This is a genomic window from Streptomyces sp. BJ20 (assembly GCF_022869105.1).
Classification (GTDB): domain Bacteria; phylum Actinomycetota; class Actinomycetes; order Streptomycetales; family Streptomycetaceae; genus Streptomyces; species Streptomyces griseoincarnatus.
In genome coordinates this window covers 1,601,364-1,615,913 of the sequence record NZ_CP094918.1, presented here as the reverse complement: position 1 = coordinate 1,615,913, position 14,550 = coordinate 1,601,364, and the positions used below count along the sequence as shown (strand labels likewise).

The following is a 14,550-nucleotide window of genomic DNA, read 5'->3' as shown; positions in this document are numbered from 1 at the left end:
AAGGGCCTCCGGGCAGGGGGGAGTTGGAGGGGTGGAGCGCGCTCAATTTGGTCCAGACCAATTCGGTTGTCAAGACCCCGCGCAGCACCCCCGCACTCCCCTGCCCGCCATCGAGAAGGCTCAGCTGTCGAAACCCAGCCCCAGCCGGTCCATCGTCCGCAGCCACAGGTTCCGCCGGCCCTCGTGCGCGTCCGCCCTGGCCAGCGACCACTTGGTGAGGGCGATGCCGGTCCAGGCGAACGGCTCCGGCGGGAACGGCAGCGGCTTGCTGCGCACCATCTCCAGCTCCGTGCGCTCGGTCCGCTCCCCCGCCAGGAGGTCCAGCATCACCTCCGCGCCGAACCGCGTCGCGCCGACGCCGAGCCCGGTGTAGCCCGCCGCGTACGCCACCCGGCCCGCGTGGGCGGTGCCGAAGAACGCCGAGAAGCGGGAGCAGGTGTCGATCGCGCCGCCCCAGGCGTGGGTGAAACGCACCCCTTCCAGCTGCGGGAAGCAGGCGAAGAAGTGGCCCGCGAGCCTGGCGTACGTGTCCGGCCGGTCGTCGTACTCGGCGCGCACCCGGCCGCCGTACGGGTAGATCGCGTCGTATCCGCCCCACAGGATGCGGTGGTCGGAGGAGAGCCGGAAGTAGTGGAACTGGTTGGCGCTGTCGCCGAGCCCCTGGCGGTTCTTCCAGCCGATGGAGTCGAGCTGCTCGTCGGTGAGCGGCTCGGTCATCAGGGCGTAGTCGTACACCGGGACGGTGTACGCCCGCACCCGGCGGACCAGGCTCGGGAAGACGTTGGTGCCGAGCGCGACCCGGCGCGCGCGGACCGCGCCGTACGGGGTGCGGACGGACATGCCGGCGCCGTACTGCCGCAAGGTGAGCGCGGGCGTGTGCTCGTACACGCGCACCCCGAGGTCGAGGCAGGCGCGCTTGAGGCCCCAGGCGAGGCGGGCCGGGTTGAGCATGGCCACGCCCCGGCGGTCGTACAGTCCGGCGAGGAAGGTGGGCGAGTCGACCTGCTCGCGCACCGCGTCGGCGTCCAGGTACTCGATGCCGTCGGCGAGACCATGCGCGCCGATCTCGTCGTACCAGGCGCGCAGTTCCTCCGCCTGGTACGGCTCGGTGGCGACGTCGATCTCGCCGGTGCGCTCGAAGTCGCAGTCGATGGAGTGGCGGGCGACCGTCTCCTCGATGGCGTCGAGGTTGCGGGCGCCCAGCCGCTCCAGGGCGTGGATCTCGTCGGGCCAGCGGGCCAGCCCGTTGGACAGGCCGTGGGTGAGGGAGGCGGCGCAGAACCCGCCGTTGCGGCCGGAGGCGGCCCAGCCCACCTCGCGGCCCTCGACGAGCACGACGTCCCGGGAGGGGTCGCGCTCCTTGGCGATCAGCGCGGTCCACAGTCCGCTGTAGCCCCCGCCGACGACCAGCAGGTCGCAGGTGGTCCGCCCGGTAAGGGCCGGTTCGGGGGCGGGGCGGCCGGGGTCGTCCAGCCAGTAGGAGACCGGCCGGGCCTCGGAGAGGGACTGCGTCCAACGGCTCATGGCGCTCGGGGCCATGATCTCAACTCCCTGCTGCGGACTGTGGAACGGCGGGCTATGCCTTCTGCCGCTTACGGCGGTTGCCGACGGCCATGGAGACCAGCACCAGCAGCACGGCGACCACGAACATGGCCGTGCCGATGACGTTGATCTGGACGGGCGTGCCGCGCTGCGCGGAGCCCCAGACGAACATCGGGAAGGTGACGGTCGAACCGGCGTTGAAGTTGGTGATGATGAAGTCGTCGAAGGACAGGGCGAAGGCGAGCAGCGCGCCCGCCGCGATGCCAGGGGCGGCGATCGGCAGTGTGACCCGCAGGAACGTCTGCACCGGGCCGGCGTACAGGTCCTGCGCGGCCTGCTCGAGACGCGGGTCCATCGACATCACGCGTGCCTTCACGGCGACCACGACGAAGCTGAGGCAGAACATGATGTGGGCGATGAGGACCGTCCAGAAGCCCAGCTCGGCGCCCATGTTGAGGAACAGGGTGAGCAGCGAGGCCGCCATCACCACCTCGGGCATCGCCATCGGCAGGAAGATCAGCGAGTTGACCGCGCCGCGGGCGCGGAAGCGGTAGCGCACCAGCGCGAACGCGATCATCGTGCCGAGCAGCGTGGCGCCGAGCGTGGCCCAGAAGGCGATCTGCAGGCTGAGGCCCAGCGACTCGCAGAGCCCGGAGACCCCGCACGGGTCCCGCCAGGCGTCGGTGGAGAACTCCTGCCACTGGTAGTTGAAGCGGCCCTTCGGCCGGTTGAAGGAGAACACCGTGACGACGATGTTCGGCAGCAGGAGGTAGGCCAGCGTCAGCAGACCCGCGATGACGACGACGTTGCGCTTGAACCAAGTGACGAAGGCCATTTAAACCAGATCCTCCGTGCCGGACTTGCGGATGTAGACCGTGACGACGGCGAGGATCGCGGCCATCAGGATGAACGAGAGCGCCGCGGCCGTCGGGTAGTCCAGGATCCGCAGGAACTGGGACTGGATGACGTTGCCGACCATCCGGGTGTCGGTGGAGCCGAGCAGGTCCGAGTTGATGTAGTCGCCGGACGCGGGGATGAAGGTCAGCAGCGTGCCGGAGACCACGCCCGGCATCGACAGCGGGAAGGTGACCTTGCGGAAGGTGGTCGACGGCTTGGCGTAGAGGTCGCCGGCGGCCTCGTGCAGCCGGGGGTCGATCCGCTCCAGCGAGGTGTACAGCGGCAGGATCATGAACGGCAGGAAGTTGTACGTCAGACCGCACACCACCGCGAGCGGGGTGGCGAGCACCCGGTCGCCGGCGGTCCAGCCGAGGAAGGCGGTGACGTCCAGGACGTGCAGCGCGTCCAGGGCCCCGACCACCGGGCCGCCGTCCGCGAGGATCGTCTTCCAGGCGAGGGTGCGGATCAGGAAGCTGGTGAAGAACGGTGCGATCACCAGGATCATGATCAGGTTCCGCCAGCGTCCCGCGCGGAAGGCGATCAGGTAGGCCAGCGGGTAGCCGAGCAGCAGGCACAGCACGGTCGCGGAGGCCGCGTAGAGCACCGAGCGGACGAACTGCGGCCAGTACTGGGACAGCGCGTCCCAGTAGGTGGCGAAGTGCCAGGTGACCTTGTAGCCCTCCTCCAGGGAGCCCGTCTGCACGGACGTGGAGGCCTGGTAGATCACCGGCAGCGCGAAGAACACCACGAGCCAGAGCAGACCGGGCAGCAGGAGCAGGTACGGCGTCCAGCGGCCGCGTTTGCGCGGCGGTTTCTTCTCGGGGGCGACGGGCGCCGGCGTCGGCGGCGCCTCGGTGACCGTGGCCATCAGGCGACCTCTTCCTCGGCCGTCCCGACGCCCGCGTCGACATCCTGAGCCGCGTCGAGACCGAAGGTGTGCGCGGGGTTCCAGTGCAGGACGACCTCGGCGCCGGGCACCAGCCGGGCGTCCCGGTCGACGTTCTGCACGTAGACCTCGAAGTCCGGGCAGACCGGGCTGTCGACGACGAACTGCGTGGAGACGCCGATGAAGCTGGACTCGGTGATGCGGCCCGTGATCCGGTTGCGGCCCTCGGGTATCCCGCCCGCGTCGTCGGCGTGCGTCAGGGAGATCTTCTCCGGGCGCACCCCGGCCAGGATCTTGCCGCCCGTGGTGGCGGGCGCGCTCGCGCGCGCCCGGTGCAGCACCAGCTTGCCGCCGCCCGCCTTGAGCACGATGTCGTCGCCGGACGTGGAGTCCACCTCGGCCCCGATGAAGTTGGAGGTGCCGAGGAAGTTCGCGACGAAGGTGGTGCGGGGGTTCTCGTACAGGTCGGCGGGGGTGCCGAGCTGCTCGACCCGGCCGGCGTTCATCACCGCGACGCAGTCGGCCATGGTCATGGCCTCCTCCTGGTCGTGGGTGACGTGCACGAAGGTGATGCCGACCTCGGTCTGGATCCGCTTGAGCTCCAGCTGCATCTGGCGGCGCAGCTTCAGGTCCAGGGCGCCGAGCGGCTCGTCGAGGAGGAGCACCTTCGGGTGGTTGATCAGCGCGCGGGCGACCGCGACGCGCTGCTGCTGGCCGCCGGAGAGCTGGTGCGGCTTCTTGCGCGCCTGCTCGCCGAGCTGGACCAGCTCCAGCATCTCCTCGACCTGCTTCTTCACGCTCTTGATGCCGCGCCGGCGCAGGCCGAAGGCGACGTTCTCGTAGATGTCGAGGTGCGGGAAGAGGGCGTAGGACTGGAACACCGTGTTCACCGGCCGCTTGTACGGCGGCAGCGCGGTGACGTCCTGGTCGCCGAGGTGGACGGTGCCCGCGGTGGGCTCCTCCAGGCCGGCGATCATGCGCAGGGTGGTGGTCTTGCCGCAGCCGGACGCGCCGAGCAGGGCGAAGAAGGAGCCCTCGGGGACGGTCAGGTCGAGCGGGTGCACGGCGGTGAAGTCGCCGTAGGTCTTGCTGATCCCGGTGAGGCGGACGTCGCCGCCGCCGGCGGTGGTCTCTTCGGTGGTCTTCATCTCGTCACGCCCCAGTGAGCTTCGCGAACTTGCCTTCGAATGCCGTCTCTTCCTCGGAGCTCAGCGAGCGGAAGGCACGGGACTTGGCCTGCATGGCCTTGTCGGGGAGGATCAGCGGGTTGTCCGCCGCGTCCTCGTCGAGCTTCGCGAGCTCCTCCTTCACCCCGTCGACCGGACAGACGAAGTTGATGTAGGCGGCGAGCTGGGCGGCCGGCTGAGGCTCGAAGTAGTAGTCGATCAGGCGCTCGGCGTTCGTCTTGTGCCGGGCCTTGTTGGGGATCAGCATGTTGTCGCTGGAGAGCATGTAGCCGCTGTCCGGGATGACGAAGCCGATGTCGGGGTTGTCGGCCTGGAGCTGGACGACGTCGCCGGCCCACGCGACGCACGCGGCGAGGTCGCCCTTGGTGAGGTCCGAGGTGTAGTCGTTGCCGGTGAAGCGGCGGATCTGGCCCTTGTCGACGGACTTCTGCAGCCGGGCGAGGGCCGCGTCGTAGTCGTCGGCGCTGAAGGACCGCGGGTCCTTGTCCATGTCGAGCAGCGTCATGCCCATGGTGTCGCGCATCTCGGTGAGCAGCCCGACCCGGCCCTTGAGCTTCGGGTTGTCCAGCAGGTCGGACAGGGTCTTCACCTCGACCCCGTCGAGCGCCTTCTTGTTGTACGCGATGACCGTCGCGATGCCCTGCCAGGGGTACGAGTAGGCGCGGCCCGGGTCCCAGTCGGGGGTGCGGTACGAGGAGGCCACGTTGGCGAAGGCGTGCGGCAGGTTCGACGCGTCGAGCTTCTGCACCCAGCCGAGGCGGATCAGCCGGGCGGCCAGCCAGTCGGTGAGGACGACGATGTCGCGGCCGGTGTCCTGGCGCGCGGCGAGCTGCGGCTTGATCTTGCCGAAGAACTCGGTGTTGTCGTTGATGTCCTCGGTGTACTTGACCTTGATGCCGGTGCGTTTGGTGAACGCCTCCAGCGTGGGGTGCCGGCGGCCGCTCTCGTCGATGTCCATGTACTCGGTCCAGTTGGAGAAGTTCACGCTCTTCTCCTCGGCCGAGTGGTCCTCCGCGGAGACGCCGCCCTCGGTGTTCCCCGCCGGGGGGATGCCGCAGGCGCTCAGCGCGCCCAGGCCGCCGACCGCGAGCGCGCCGCCCGTCGAGGCGCGCAGCAGGGAGCGGCGGGACAGGGCCGCCCTGCCGTTGCGGAAACTGCGCCGTATCGCGGCCTGCTGGACCGGCGAGAGGCGGTCGGGCTCGTACTGCTCCATGCGCGTGGTGCCCTTTCGGGAAGTGGCCGCGGGTCGGGCGGCCTGGCTGCTATCGGTCCCCGAAGACGGTGCGGTGCCAGTCCTTGCGGACCACCGCGGTGTTGTCGAACATGACGTGCTTGATCTGGGTGTACTCCTCGAAGGAGTACGCGGACATGTCCTTGCCGAAGCCGGACGCCTTGTAGCCGCCGTGCGGCATCTCGCTGATGATCGGGATGTGGTCGTTGATCCACACGCACCCCGCCTTGATCTCGCGGGTGGCCCGCCCCGTGCGGTACACGTCGCGGCTCCAGGCGGAGGCGGCGAGCCCGTACGGGGTGTCGTTGGCGAGTGCGATGCCCTCGTCGTCGGTGTCGAAGGGCAGGACGACCAGCACCGGTCCGAAGATCTCCGACTGCACGACCTCGCTGTCCTGCCCGGCGCCGGCGATCAGCGTGGGGCGATAGTACGCGCCGTCGGACAGATCGCCCAGAGGTGTCTCACCGCCGGTCACCACGCGCGCGTAGGCACGCGCGCGGTCGACGAAACCGGCCACCCGGTCGCGCTGGGCGTGGGACACCAGCGGGCCGAGGTCGGTGCCGGGGGCGAAGGGGTCGCCCAGCCGGACGGTCTCCATCAGCGCGGCGGTGCGCTCGACGAACGCGTCGTACAGGGGGCGCTGCACGTACGCGCGCGTGGCGGCCGTGCAGTCCTGGCCGGTGTTGATGAGCGCGCCCGCGACGGCGCCGTTGACGGCCGCGTCGAGGTCGGCGTCGTCGAAGACCAGGAAGGGGGCCTTGCCGCCGAGCTCCAGGTGGAGGCGCTTGACGGTGGCGGTGGCGATCTCGGCGACGCGCTTGCCGACGGCGGTGGATCCGGTGAACGAGGTCATGGCCACGTCGGGGTGGCCGACCAGGTGCTCGCCCGCCTCCTTGCCGGTGCCGGTGACGATGTTGACGACGCCGTCCGGGATGCCGGCGTCGGTGGCGGCCTGCGCGAACAGCAGCGAGGTCAGGGGGGTGAGCTCGGCGGGCTTCAGCACGACGGTGTTGCCCGCGGCGATCGCCGGGAGGATCTTCCACGCGGCCATCTGCAGCGGGTAGTTCCAGGGGGCGATGGAGCCGACGACGCCGATGGGCTCACGCCGGACGTAGGAGGTGTGATCGCCCGAGTACTCGCCGGCCGACTGGCCCGCGAGGTGGCGGGCGGCGCCCGCGAAGAACGCGATGTTGTCGGTCGTGCCCGGCACGTCGAACTCACGCGTCAGCTTCAGCGGCTTGCCGCACTGGAGCGACTCGGCGCGGGCGAAGTCCTCGGCCCGCTCGGCGACGACGGCGGCGAACCGGTGCAGGAGGTCGGAGCGCTCGCCGGGGGTGGCGGCCGCCCAGGCCGGGAACGCCTCCCGTGCGGCGGCGACGGCCGCGTCGACGTCGTCGGAGCCGGCGAGGTCGTAGGTGTACACCTCCGCGCCGGTGGCCGGGTCGACCACCGCGTGGGTGCGTCCCGAGGTGCCCTTCGTCAGGCGGCCCGCGATGAACTGCGCGCCGTCCGCGAAACGTTCGGCGGCCGGGAAGCGGTCCTGCGGGGTGGAGCCGGGTTCGTGCATGTCGCTCTCCTCCGTGTCCCCGAGGGGGGCGGCGTGGCTTGAGCTCGATTTGAGTGCCGATCCTGACAGAGCAGAGGCACTCCAACAAGTGATTCCGTTGTTGCCATTTGGTTACGCGACGGAATCTGTCGACCAGGTGTCGAGTGGCAACGGAAAAGGCAGGACGGAATGTCGGTGGTGCCTGCGAGACTGCTCTGCGCACGGATCGACATGGGGGGTGATGAGCGTGGACGGAACCGTACGAACGGTGGCGTCCCGGGAGGCGCTGATCGAGGCGGTGCGGGCCGGGGAGCGGGTGAAGTACCTGCACTTCTGGGGCCACAGGCCGCTGCCCGACGGACGCGTCGGGGCGAGCTGCCTGAGCCAGTGGTGGCCGTCCCCCTTCACCGTCGACGGCGTGGAGTACGCGACGGCGGAGCACTGGATGATGGCGGCCAAGGCCCGCCTCTTCGGGGACGCGGAGGGCGAGCGGCGCGTCCTGACCGCGGGGCACCCCTCAGCGGCGAAGAAGGCCGGACGCCTGGTCCGGGGCTTCGACGAGGAGGTCTGGCGGCGGGAGCGGTTCGGGATCGTGGTGGAGGGCAGCGTGCACAAGTTCGCTGCTCACGGTGAGCTGCGGTCCTTCCTGCTGGGCACGGGCGACCGCGTCCTGGTCGAGGCCAGCCCCGTCGACCGGGTGTGGGGCACAGGCCTGGCGGCCGACGCGGAGGGGGCGAACGACCCGGTTCGCTGGCGCGGCCCGAACTTGCTGGGGTTCGCGCTGATGGAGGCGCGGAGGCGGTTGCGGGGGGCGTGATTCGGCGCAGTCCGCGGGGGTCCGTGGCTGATCGCGCAGTTCCCCGCGCCCCTGGAGGGTGCTTCCGCCAGGGTTGCTGCAAGTGACTCGCCGCCGCTGCGGGCATTCGTGCCTCCCCCAGTACCTTGAGGGCCTGGGGGGACCCCCAGGGCGGCACGGGTGGGCGCAGCGGCACCGTTCCAACGCCGGGACGGTCAACGGCACACCGCGCACCTCCACGCCTCGGAGGTGAACCCCGTTCGAAGGAGCCCCGCTCAGGTGACCAGCACGATCACGCCGAAGGCGAGTGCCAACGCACTCCCCACGGCCCCGCAGATCACCCCCGCCAGGGCCTGCCCCCCGTTCGTCGCCGCTCCCCGGTTCGCCTTGCCGCGACCGATCGCCCCGAAGATCACCGCGAGGACACCCAGCACGATGGCCACCGGCCACAAGCAGAACGCGGCCGCCGCGATGATCCCCAGCACCAGGGAGGCGACGCCCATGCCGTTGCTCGGGAGGGGCGGGACCCCGGCCCAGCCGGGGTATCCCTGGGCAGGCGTGCCCGCGTACCCGGCGTGCGGATAGCCGTACGGGACCTGCCCCGGCCCTTCAGGCCCGATGGGCGGCGGCGGAACGGCCGCACCGGCGGCCGGGGGCGCGAACGGGTCGGCGCCCGCCGGGCGGGCGGCGGCCTGCGGCACGGGCCCGGCCGTCCCCGAGGGCCCGGCCCACGGACCGCCGTACACCGGCGCGGGCGGCGTCGTGTCGGAGGGGGCCGGGAAGGAGGTCACCGTCTGCTGGTCGTGCACGGCGGAGGCCCCGGAGGCCCCGGACGCACCCGGCGCCGACCGGTCGTGCACGGTGGGCGACGACCACGGCGCGCTCTCCCCCGCCACCACGGTCTCGCCCGGACCGCCGGAGCCCGCCGCGCGGTCCCCGGGCAGCGCCCAGGGATCGGCCGCGGACGCCTCCGCGTCCCGGTCCCGCGGCGGGGGCGCCGCGCGCCGCGTCTCCGTGGTCCGCGCGTCCACCAGCGAGCCGTCCAGGGGGGCCACGTGCGGCGCCCCGCCGTCGGCCGGTGCCGGCCACGCGTCAGGGGTGGGCGAACCCGCCGGAGGCGCTCCGTCCCCCGTGCGGTCCCCTGCCCCCGGTGCCGGTGCGTCGTCGGACATGCGCTGCGACCCCTTCCTCGGACGAACCGTCATGCTACGGCCCGCGCCGCTCGCGCGTACGCCGGGCCTACGATGATCCCCGCACCACCGATCAGCCGATCACCCGCGTCCCGCCGCGACCCGGACCGGACGCCGTTCCCGGGGAGGAACCTTGACCGACCGCCACGACACCGCGGCCACCGCCGGACAGGTCCGTGACCTGCACGCCTTCATCGCCGGACTGCCCAAGGCCGAACTGCACGTGCACCACGTCGGCTCCGCCTCCCCCCGCATCGTGTCGGAGCTGGCCGCCCGCCACCCGGACTCCAAGGTCCCCACCGACCCCGAGGCCCTCGCGGACTACTTCACCTTCACGGACTTCGCGCACTTCATCGAGGTGTACCTGTCCGTCGTCGACCTGATCCGCACCCCCGAGGACGTGCGGCTGCTGACCTACGAGGTGGCCCGTGAGCTGGCCCGGCAGCAGGTGCGGTACGCCGAGCTGACCATCACCCCGTTCTCCTCGACCCGCCGCGGGATCGACGAGCGTGCCTTCATGGACGCGATCGAGGACGCCCGCAAGGCGGCCGAGAGCGAGCTGGGCACCGTGCTGCGCTGGTGCTTCGACATCCCGGGCGAGGCCGGTCTCGAGGCCGCCGAGGAGACCACGCGGCTCGCCACCGACGACCGGCTGCGCCCGGAGGGCCTGGTCTCCTTCGGCCTGGGCGGCCCCGAGATCGGCGTGCCGCGCCCGCAGTTCAAGCCGTACTTCGACCGGGCCATCGCCGCCGGCCTGCGCTCGGTGCCGCACGCGGGCGAGACCACGGGACCGGAGACCGTCTGGGACGCGCTGAACGAACTGGGCGCCGAGCGCATCGGCCACGGCACCAGCGCCGCGCAGGACCCGAAGCTGCTCCAGCACCTCGCCGAGCGGCGCATCCCGCTGGAGGTGTGCCCGACGTCCAACATCGCCACCCGCGCTGTCACCACCCTGGACGAGCACCCGATCAAGGAGTTCACCCGGGCCGGTGTGCTGGTGACCGTCAACTCCGACGACCCGCCGATGTTCGGTACCGACCTCGCCAACGAGTACGCGGTCGCCGCCCGTCTGCTGGACCTCGACGAGCACGGCCTCGCGGGCCTGGCGAAGAACGCGGTCGAGGCGTCCTTCCTCGACCCGGCCGGCAAGGCGCGGATCACCGCCGAGATCGACTCGTACACCGCCTCCTGGCTCGCCCCCTGACCCTCCTGCGAAGGGCACCATGCAGAACGTGACCGCCGTGGCCCACCGCGGCGACCCCTACCGGGTCCGGGAGAACACCCTCCCGTCCCTGCGCTCCGCGACCCGGCGGGGCGCGGACGCGGTCGAGATCGACGTACGGCTCACCCGGGACGGCGTCCCGGTGCTGCTGCACGACGCGACGCTCGAACGCCTGTGGGACCACGACCGTCCCCTCGCGTCCCTCACCTGGGACGAGGTGCGCGAGGTGACGGACGGCGGGGTGCCCGCCCTCGCCGACGCGCTGGCGGTGACCGAGGGCAGCCGGGTGATGATCGACCTGCCCGGCGTCCCGGGCGAGCGCGCCGTGCGCCGGATCGTGGACGTCGTCCGGCAGCAGGGCGCGCGGGACCGCGTGTACTACTGCGCGGGCGCCCCCGCCATGCTGGCCGTGCGCGCGGTGGACCCGGACGCGGAGATCGCGCTCACCCACACCTCCCGCGCGCCGGTGCGCGCGGGAGTGCTGGAGGCGGTCCGGCCGCGCTGGCTCAACTACCGCTTCAGCCTGGTGGACCGGGCCCTCGCGGACCGCGTGCACCGCGACGGCTTCCTGCTGTCGGCGTGGACCCCGGACAGCCGCCGCTCGATGCGCCGCCTGCTGGCGGCGGGCGTGGACTCGATCACCACCAACCGCGTCGACGTCCTGTGCGCGCTGCGCGAGCGTCTCACGTCATGACGGCCGGCGCGCCGAGCCGAGCAGCCGGCGCGCCACGACGTGCGAGGCGACCGTGGCCCGCCCCTGCGGCCGCCGACCCGGCCACCGTGTCACGCGGCCGTGCGGGACGCAGCACCCCGGCCTTCCGCAGCCGCCCCCGCGCCCACGGCGTGAACGGCAAGACGACCAGCGGTGACGTCACCGAGCCGGGGGTGTAGCCGCGTACGGCGGCGGCCTGGGCCAGGTGCATCACGCCGTGCAGTCCGAAGCCGGTCAGCACGGACTGGCAGAACCCGGACCGTCCGCCGGTGAGGCGTCCGGCGGCCGCGGCGGTTCCGACGACGGCCCCCATCACCCCCACGGCGGTGGCGGACTCGGCCGCGCCCATGGTCTCGGCCCGCCGCCACACCTCCTCCGGCACCTGAGGGGAACCGCTTCCGCAACCCGGGCACGTTGCGCCGCAACCATCCCGGCACGGTGGCCGGTTCCTCGAGATCGTGCACGACCCATGCGCCCGGGAGCCCCCATGTGACGGCTCCGCCCCCCCGTTCACCGGTCATGCGCCCGACCTACGGGGCGGGCGCGGCGGCGCCCGCCGGAACAGCTGCCTCCGCCAGCGCCTCCAGCCGCTTGATCTTCTTCCTGACCACGTACAGCGGGACGGCGCCGAACACCCCGAACGCCATGTCGATGACGCTCCACCAGAAGGGGATGCCGCGGATCGGTCCGCAGATCAGGGCGAGAGGGAGGACCCCGGCGCAGGCGATCAGGCCGAACTCCACGACCCAGACGTTGCGTACGGGGTCCCGGTAGGGGCCGAGGAAGGCGACCGCGATGACGAGGTGGGCGAAGGCCAGCCAGTCGGTGCCGTAGAGCAGGAAGGGGTGGTCGGCGTCGGCGGTGTCGAGCCCGTCCCGTACGCGTTCGATCCACTCCATGAGGCCGGGGAGGTGGTCGGGCGCCCCGAGGGACCGCAACACCTCCTCGGTCCAGCGCAGTTCGTGCACCAGCGGAAAGGCCGTGACCCCGCTGAGCACCAGGCAGATGACGAAGAACACCAGCCACACGCGAATGCCCTTGAGCAGGGCGGCTCTTTCGCTCATGGCAGGAGCGTACGCCCGAAGTTGAACATGTTCAAAAATATTCGCCGGTGCTCTCCGGAAACACGTCGGCCCCGGGTGGTGCGCTACACCGCCCGGGGCCGACGCCCTGTCCGCTAGTCCTCCAGGGACGTCATCACATGCTTGATCCGCGTGTAGTCGTCGAAGCCGTAGGCCGACAGGTCCTTGCCGTAGCCCGACTTCTTGAAGCCGCCGTGCGGCATCTCCGCGACCAGCGGGATGTGGGTGTTGATCCACACACAGCCGAAGTCCAGCTTCTTCGACATCCGCATCGCGCGGGCGTGGTCCTTGGTCCACACCGACGACGCCAGCGCGTACTCCACGCCGTTGGCGTACGCGACGGCCTGGTCCTCGTCCGTGAAGGACTGGACGGTGATGACCGGGCCGAAGACCTCCTTCTGGATGATCTCGTCGTCCTGCTTGAGGCCCGAGACCACGGTCGGCGCGTAGAAGTAGCCCTTGTCGCCGACCCGCTTGCCGCCGGCCTCGACGCGCGCGTGGGCGGGCAGCCGCTCGATGAAGCTCTCGACCTGCTTGAGCTGGTTGGGGTTGTTGAGCGGGCCGTAGAGGACGTCCTCGTCGTCGGGCATGCCCGTCTTGATGCCGGAGGCGGCCTTGGCGAGCGCCTGGACGAACTCGTCGTGCACCGACTCGTGCACCAGCACGCGCGTGGCGGCCGTGCAGTCCTGGCCGGCGTTGAAGTAGCCCGCCTCGGAGATGCCCGCCACTGCCTTGGCGACGTCGACGTCCTCGAAGACGACGACCGGGGCCTTGCCGCCCAGCTCCAGGTGGACCCGCTTGAGGTCCTTGGACGCCGACTCGGCGACCGCCATGCCCGCGCGCACCGAGCCGGTGATGGAGGCCATCGCCGGGGTCGGGTGCTCGACCATCAGACGGCCGGTCTCACGGTCGCCGCAGACGACGTTGAAGACGCCCTTGGGCAGGATCGAGCCGAGGATCTCGGCGATCAGGACGGTGGAGGCCGGGGTGGTGTCCGAGGGCTTGAGGACGACCGTGTTGCCCGCGGCGATCGCCGGGGCGAACTTCCACACGGCCATCATCATCGGGTAGTTCCAGGGCGCGACCTGGGCGCAGACGCCGACCGGCTCACGGCGCACGAAGGAGGTCAGGCCCTCCATGTACTCGCCGGCGCCCTTGCCCTCGAGCATCCGCGCCGCGCCCGCGAAGAAGCGGATCTGGTCCACCATCGGCGGGATCTCCTCGGTGCGGGTCAGCCCGGTGGGCTTGCCCGTGTTCTCCACCTCGGCGGCGATGAGTTCCTCGGCGCGCTCCTCGAAGGCGTCCGCGACCTTCAGCAGCGCCCTCTGCCGCTCGGCCGGGGTGGTGTCGCGCCAGCCGGGAAAGGCCTCGGCGGCGGCCGCCATCGCGGCGTCGACGTCCGCGGCACCGGACAGCGGAGCCGTCGCGTACGCCTCGCCGGTCGCGGGATTGACCACCTCGGTGGTCCGTCCGTCGGCGGCGTCCCGGAACTCACCGCCGATGTAGTTGCGCAGACGACGCAGCTCGGTGCTCACTGCAGGCCCTCCTGGTGTTCCTCGTGGGTGCCCGGGGTGTCGGGTGATTACGGGTAGAGGTGTCCAACCCCTGAGACACCCACCCTAGACGGACGGCTGACGTTTTCAACACCCCCGATCCCCCCGCATCTGCGAAATCCGCAAGCCTGAGCTTCGTTAACAACGGATTTCATCGATCGAGCCTTGCGAAACTGTCGATACGTCGTGCACAGTGACCTCGTGGCCAGTCGAAGCGCAGACCCCAAGGACTCCCGCGAGTCCAGATACGGCGGCGGACCGCAGTTGGACGCCGTCTCCCTCGCCATCATCGAGCAGCTCCAGGAGGACGGCCGCCGGCCGTACGCCGCGATCGGCAAGGCCGTGGGCCTGTCGGAGGCGGCCGTGCGCCAGCGGGTGCAGAAGCTGCTCGACCAGGGCGTGATGCAGATCGTCGCCGTCACGGACCCGCTCACCGTGGGCTTCCGCCGGCAGGCGATGGTCGGCGTCACCGTCGAGGGCGACGTGGAGGCCGTCGCCGACGCGCTGGCCGAGATGGCCGAATGCGAGTACGTGGTGATGACCGCCGGCTCCTTCGACCTGATGGTCGAGATCGTCTGCGAGGACGACGACCACCTGCTGGAGGTCATCAACAAGCGCATCCGCGCCGTGCCCGGTGTGCGCTCGACCGAGAGTTTCGTCTACCTCAAGCTCAAGAAGCAGACCTACATGTGGGGAACCCGATAAC

13 protein-coding genes and 1 pseudogene are annotated in these 14,550 nt (G+C 71.1%); 4 read left to right on the top strand and 10 right to left on the bottom strand.

The window, feature by feature from the left end:
- Positions 1-120: 120 nt before the first annotated feature.
- Genes MTR79_RS07615 through MTR79_RS07590 form a run of 6 tightly spaced genes read right to left on the bottom strand, consistent with a single transcriptional unit; the run spans position 121 to position 7,310 of the window.
- Complete coding sequence (locus MTR79_RS07615) at positions 121-1,539, bottom strand: FAD-dependent oxidoreductase (RefSeq protein ID WP_244789597.1); 1,419 nt, start codon at positions 1,537-1,539, stop codon at positions 121-123.
- Positions 1,540-1,576: 37 nt separating this feature from the next.
- The gene (locus MTR79_RS07610) at positions 1,577-2,377 is read right to left on the bottom strand and encodes an ABC transporter permease (protein ID WP_244789596.1); all 801 of its coding nucleotides are present in this window, start codon (positions 2,375-2,377) and stop codon (positions 1,577-1,579) included.
- Positions 2,378-3,307: an ABC transporter permease gene (locus MTR79_RS07605; protein ID WP_086703885.1), complete on the bottom strand. Its 930-nt coding sequence runs from the start codon at positions 3,305-3,307 to the stop codon at positions 2,378-2,380.
- Positions 3,307-4,473, bottom strand: coding sequence for an ABC transporter ATP-binding protein (locus tag MTR79_RS07600; RefSeq protein WP_086703884.1), 1,167 nt, complete (start codon positions 4,471-4,473; stop codon positions 3,307-3,309). The genes MTR79_RS07605 and MTR79_RS07600 overlap by 1 nt, the downstream gene beginning before the upstream one ends.
- Before the next feature lie 4 nt (positions 4,474-4,477).
- Positions 4,478-5,725, bottom strand: coding sequence for a spermidine/putrescine ABC transporter substrate-binding protein (locus tag MTR79_RS07595; RefSeq protein WP_086703882.1), 1,248 nt, complete (start codon positions 5,723-5,725; stop codon positions 4,478-4,480).
- 49 nt (positions 5,726-5,774) lie between these two features.
- Positions 5,775-7,310 (bottom strand): gamma-aminobutyraldehyde dehydrogenase, encoded by a 1,536-nt coding sequence (locus MTR79_RS07590; RefSeq protein WP_086703881.1) that lies wholly within the window; start codon positions 7,308-7,310, stop codon positions 5,775-5,777.
- A 220-nt stretch (positions 7,311-7,530) separates the two neighbouring features.
- Between MTR79_RS07590 and MTR79_RS07585 the strand changes: the two genes are divergently transcribed.
- Positions 7,531-8,106 (top strand): NADAR family protein, encoded by a 576-nt coding sequence (locus tag MTR79_RS07585; RefSeq protein ID WP_244789595.1) that lies wholly within the window; start codon positions 7,531-7,533, stop codon positions 8,104-8,106.
- Positions 8,107-8,360: 254 nt separating this feature from the next.
- Here MTR79_RS07585 and MTR79_RS07580 read toward each other — a convergent pair whose 3' ends face one another.
- On the bottom strand, positions 8,361-9,140 hold the full coding sequence (locus MTR79_RS07580) for a DUF4190 domain-containing protein (RefSeq protein WP_244789594.1): 780 nt from the start codon (positions 9,138-9,140) through the stop codon (positions 8,361-8,363).
- A 268-nt stretch (positions 9,141-9,408) separates the two neighbouring features.
- Here MTR79_RS07580 and MTR79_RS07575 point away from each other — a divergent pair, with 268 nt between their 5' ends.
- Positions 9,409-10,479, top strand: coding sequence for an adenosine deaminase (locus MTR79_RS07575; RefSeq protein WP_244789593.1), 1,071 nt, complete (start codon positions 9,409-9,411; stop codon positions 10,477-10,479).
- A 19-nt stretch (positions 10,480-10,498) separates the two neighbouring features.
- Positions 10,499-11,191, top strand: a complete 693-nt coding sequence (locus MTR79_RS07570) for a glycerophosphodiester phosphodiesterase (RefSeq protein ID WP_244789592.1) — start codon at positions 10,499-10,501, stop codon at positions 11,189-11,191.
- Here the strand turns inward: MTR79_RS07570 and MTR79_RS07565 are convergent.
- From MTR79_RS07565 to MTR79_RS07555, 3 genes and pseudogenes are all read right to left on the bottom strand, one after another.
- Positions 11,186-11,730: pseudogene (locus MTR79_RS07565) on the bottom strand (HXXEE domain-containing protein). The gene MTR79_RS07570 and the pseudogene MTR79_RS07565 sit on opposite strands and share 6 nt — an antisense overlap.
- A 9-nt stretch (positions 11,731-11,739) precedes the next feature.
- Positions 11,740-12,273, bottom strand: a complete 534-nt coding sequence (locus tag MTR79_RS07560) for a hypothetical protein (RefSeq protein WP_244789591.1) — start codon at positions 12,271-12,273, stop codon at positions 11,740-11,742.
- Positions 12,274-12,386: 113 nt separating this feature from the next.
- The gene (locus MTR79_RS07555) at positions 12,387-13,826 is read right to left on the bottom strand and encodes a gamma-aminobutyraldehyde dehydrogenase (RefSeq protein WP_244789590.1); all 1,440 of its coding nucleotides are present in this window, start codon (positions 13,824-13,826) and stop codon (positions 12,387-12,389) included.
- A gap of 204 nt (positions 13,827-14,030) precedes the next feature.
- Between MTR79_RS07555 and MTR79_RS07550 the strand changes: the two genes are divergently transcribed.
- Positions 14,031-14,549: an Lrp/AsnC family transcriptional regulator gene (locus MTR79_RS07550; RefSeq protein ID WP_048459309.1), complete on the top strand. Its 519-nt coding sequence runs from the start codon at positions 14,031-14,033 to the stop codon at positions 14,547-14,549.
- Position 14,550 lies beyond the last annotated feature (1 nt).

Excerpts from the sequence above, each read along its gene's own strand:
- MTR79_RS07615 (WP_244789597.1), bottom strand. The coding sequence starts at position 1,539 with ATGGCCCCGAGCGCCATGAGCCGTTGGACGCAGTCCCTCTCCGAGGCC.
- MTR79_RS07610 (WP_244789596.1), bottom strand. The coding sequence starts at position 2,377 with ATGGCCTTCGTCACTTGGTTCAAGCGCAACGTCGTCGTCATCGCGGGT.
- MTR79_RS07605 (WP_086703885.1), bottom strand. The coding sequence starts at position 3,307 with ATGGCCACGGTCACCGAGGCGCCGCCGACGCCGGCGCCCGTCGCCCCC.
- MTR79_RS07600 (WP_086703884.1), bottom strand. The coding sequence starts at position 4,473 with ATGAAGACCACCGAAGAGACCACCGCCGGCGGCGGCGACGTCCGCCTC.
- MTR79_RS07595 (WP_086703882.1), bottom strand. The coding sequence starts at position 5,725 with ATGGAGCAGTACGAGCCCGACCGCCTCTCGCCGGTCCAGCAGGCCGCG.
- MTR79_RS07590 (WP_086703881.1), bottom strand. The coding sequence starts at position 7,310 with ATGCACGAACCCGGCTCCACCCCGCAGGACCGCTTCCCGGCCGCCGAA.
- MTR79_RS07585 (WP_244789595.1), top strand. The coding sequence starts at position 7,531 with ATGAGCGTGGACGGAACCGTACGAACGGTGGCGTCCCGGGAGGCGCTG.
- MTR79_RS07570 (WP_244789592.1), top strand. The coding sequence starts at position 10,499 with ATGCAGAACGTGACCGCCGTGGCCCACCGCGGCGACCCCTACCGGGTC.
- MTR79_RS07560 (WP_244789591.1), bottom strand. The coding sequence starts at position 12,273 with ATGAGCGAAAGAGCCGCCCTGCTCAAGGGCATTCGCGTGTGGCTGGTG.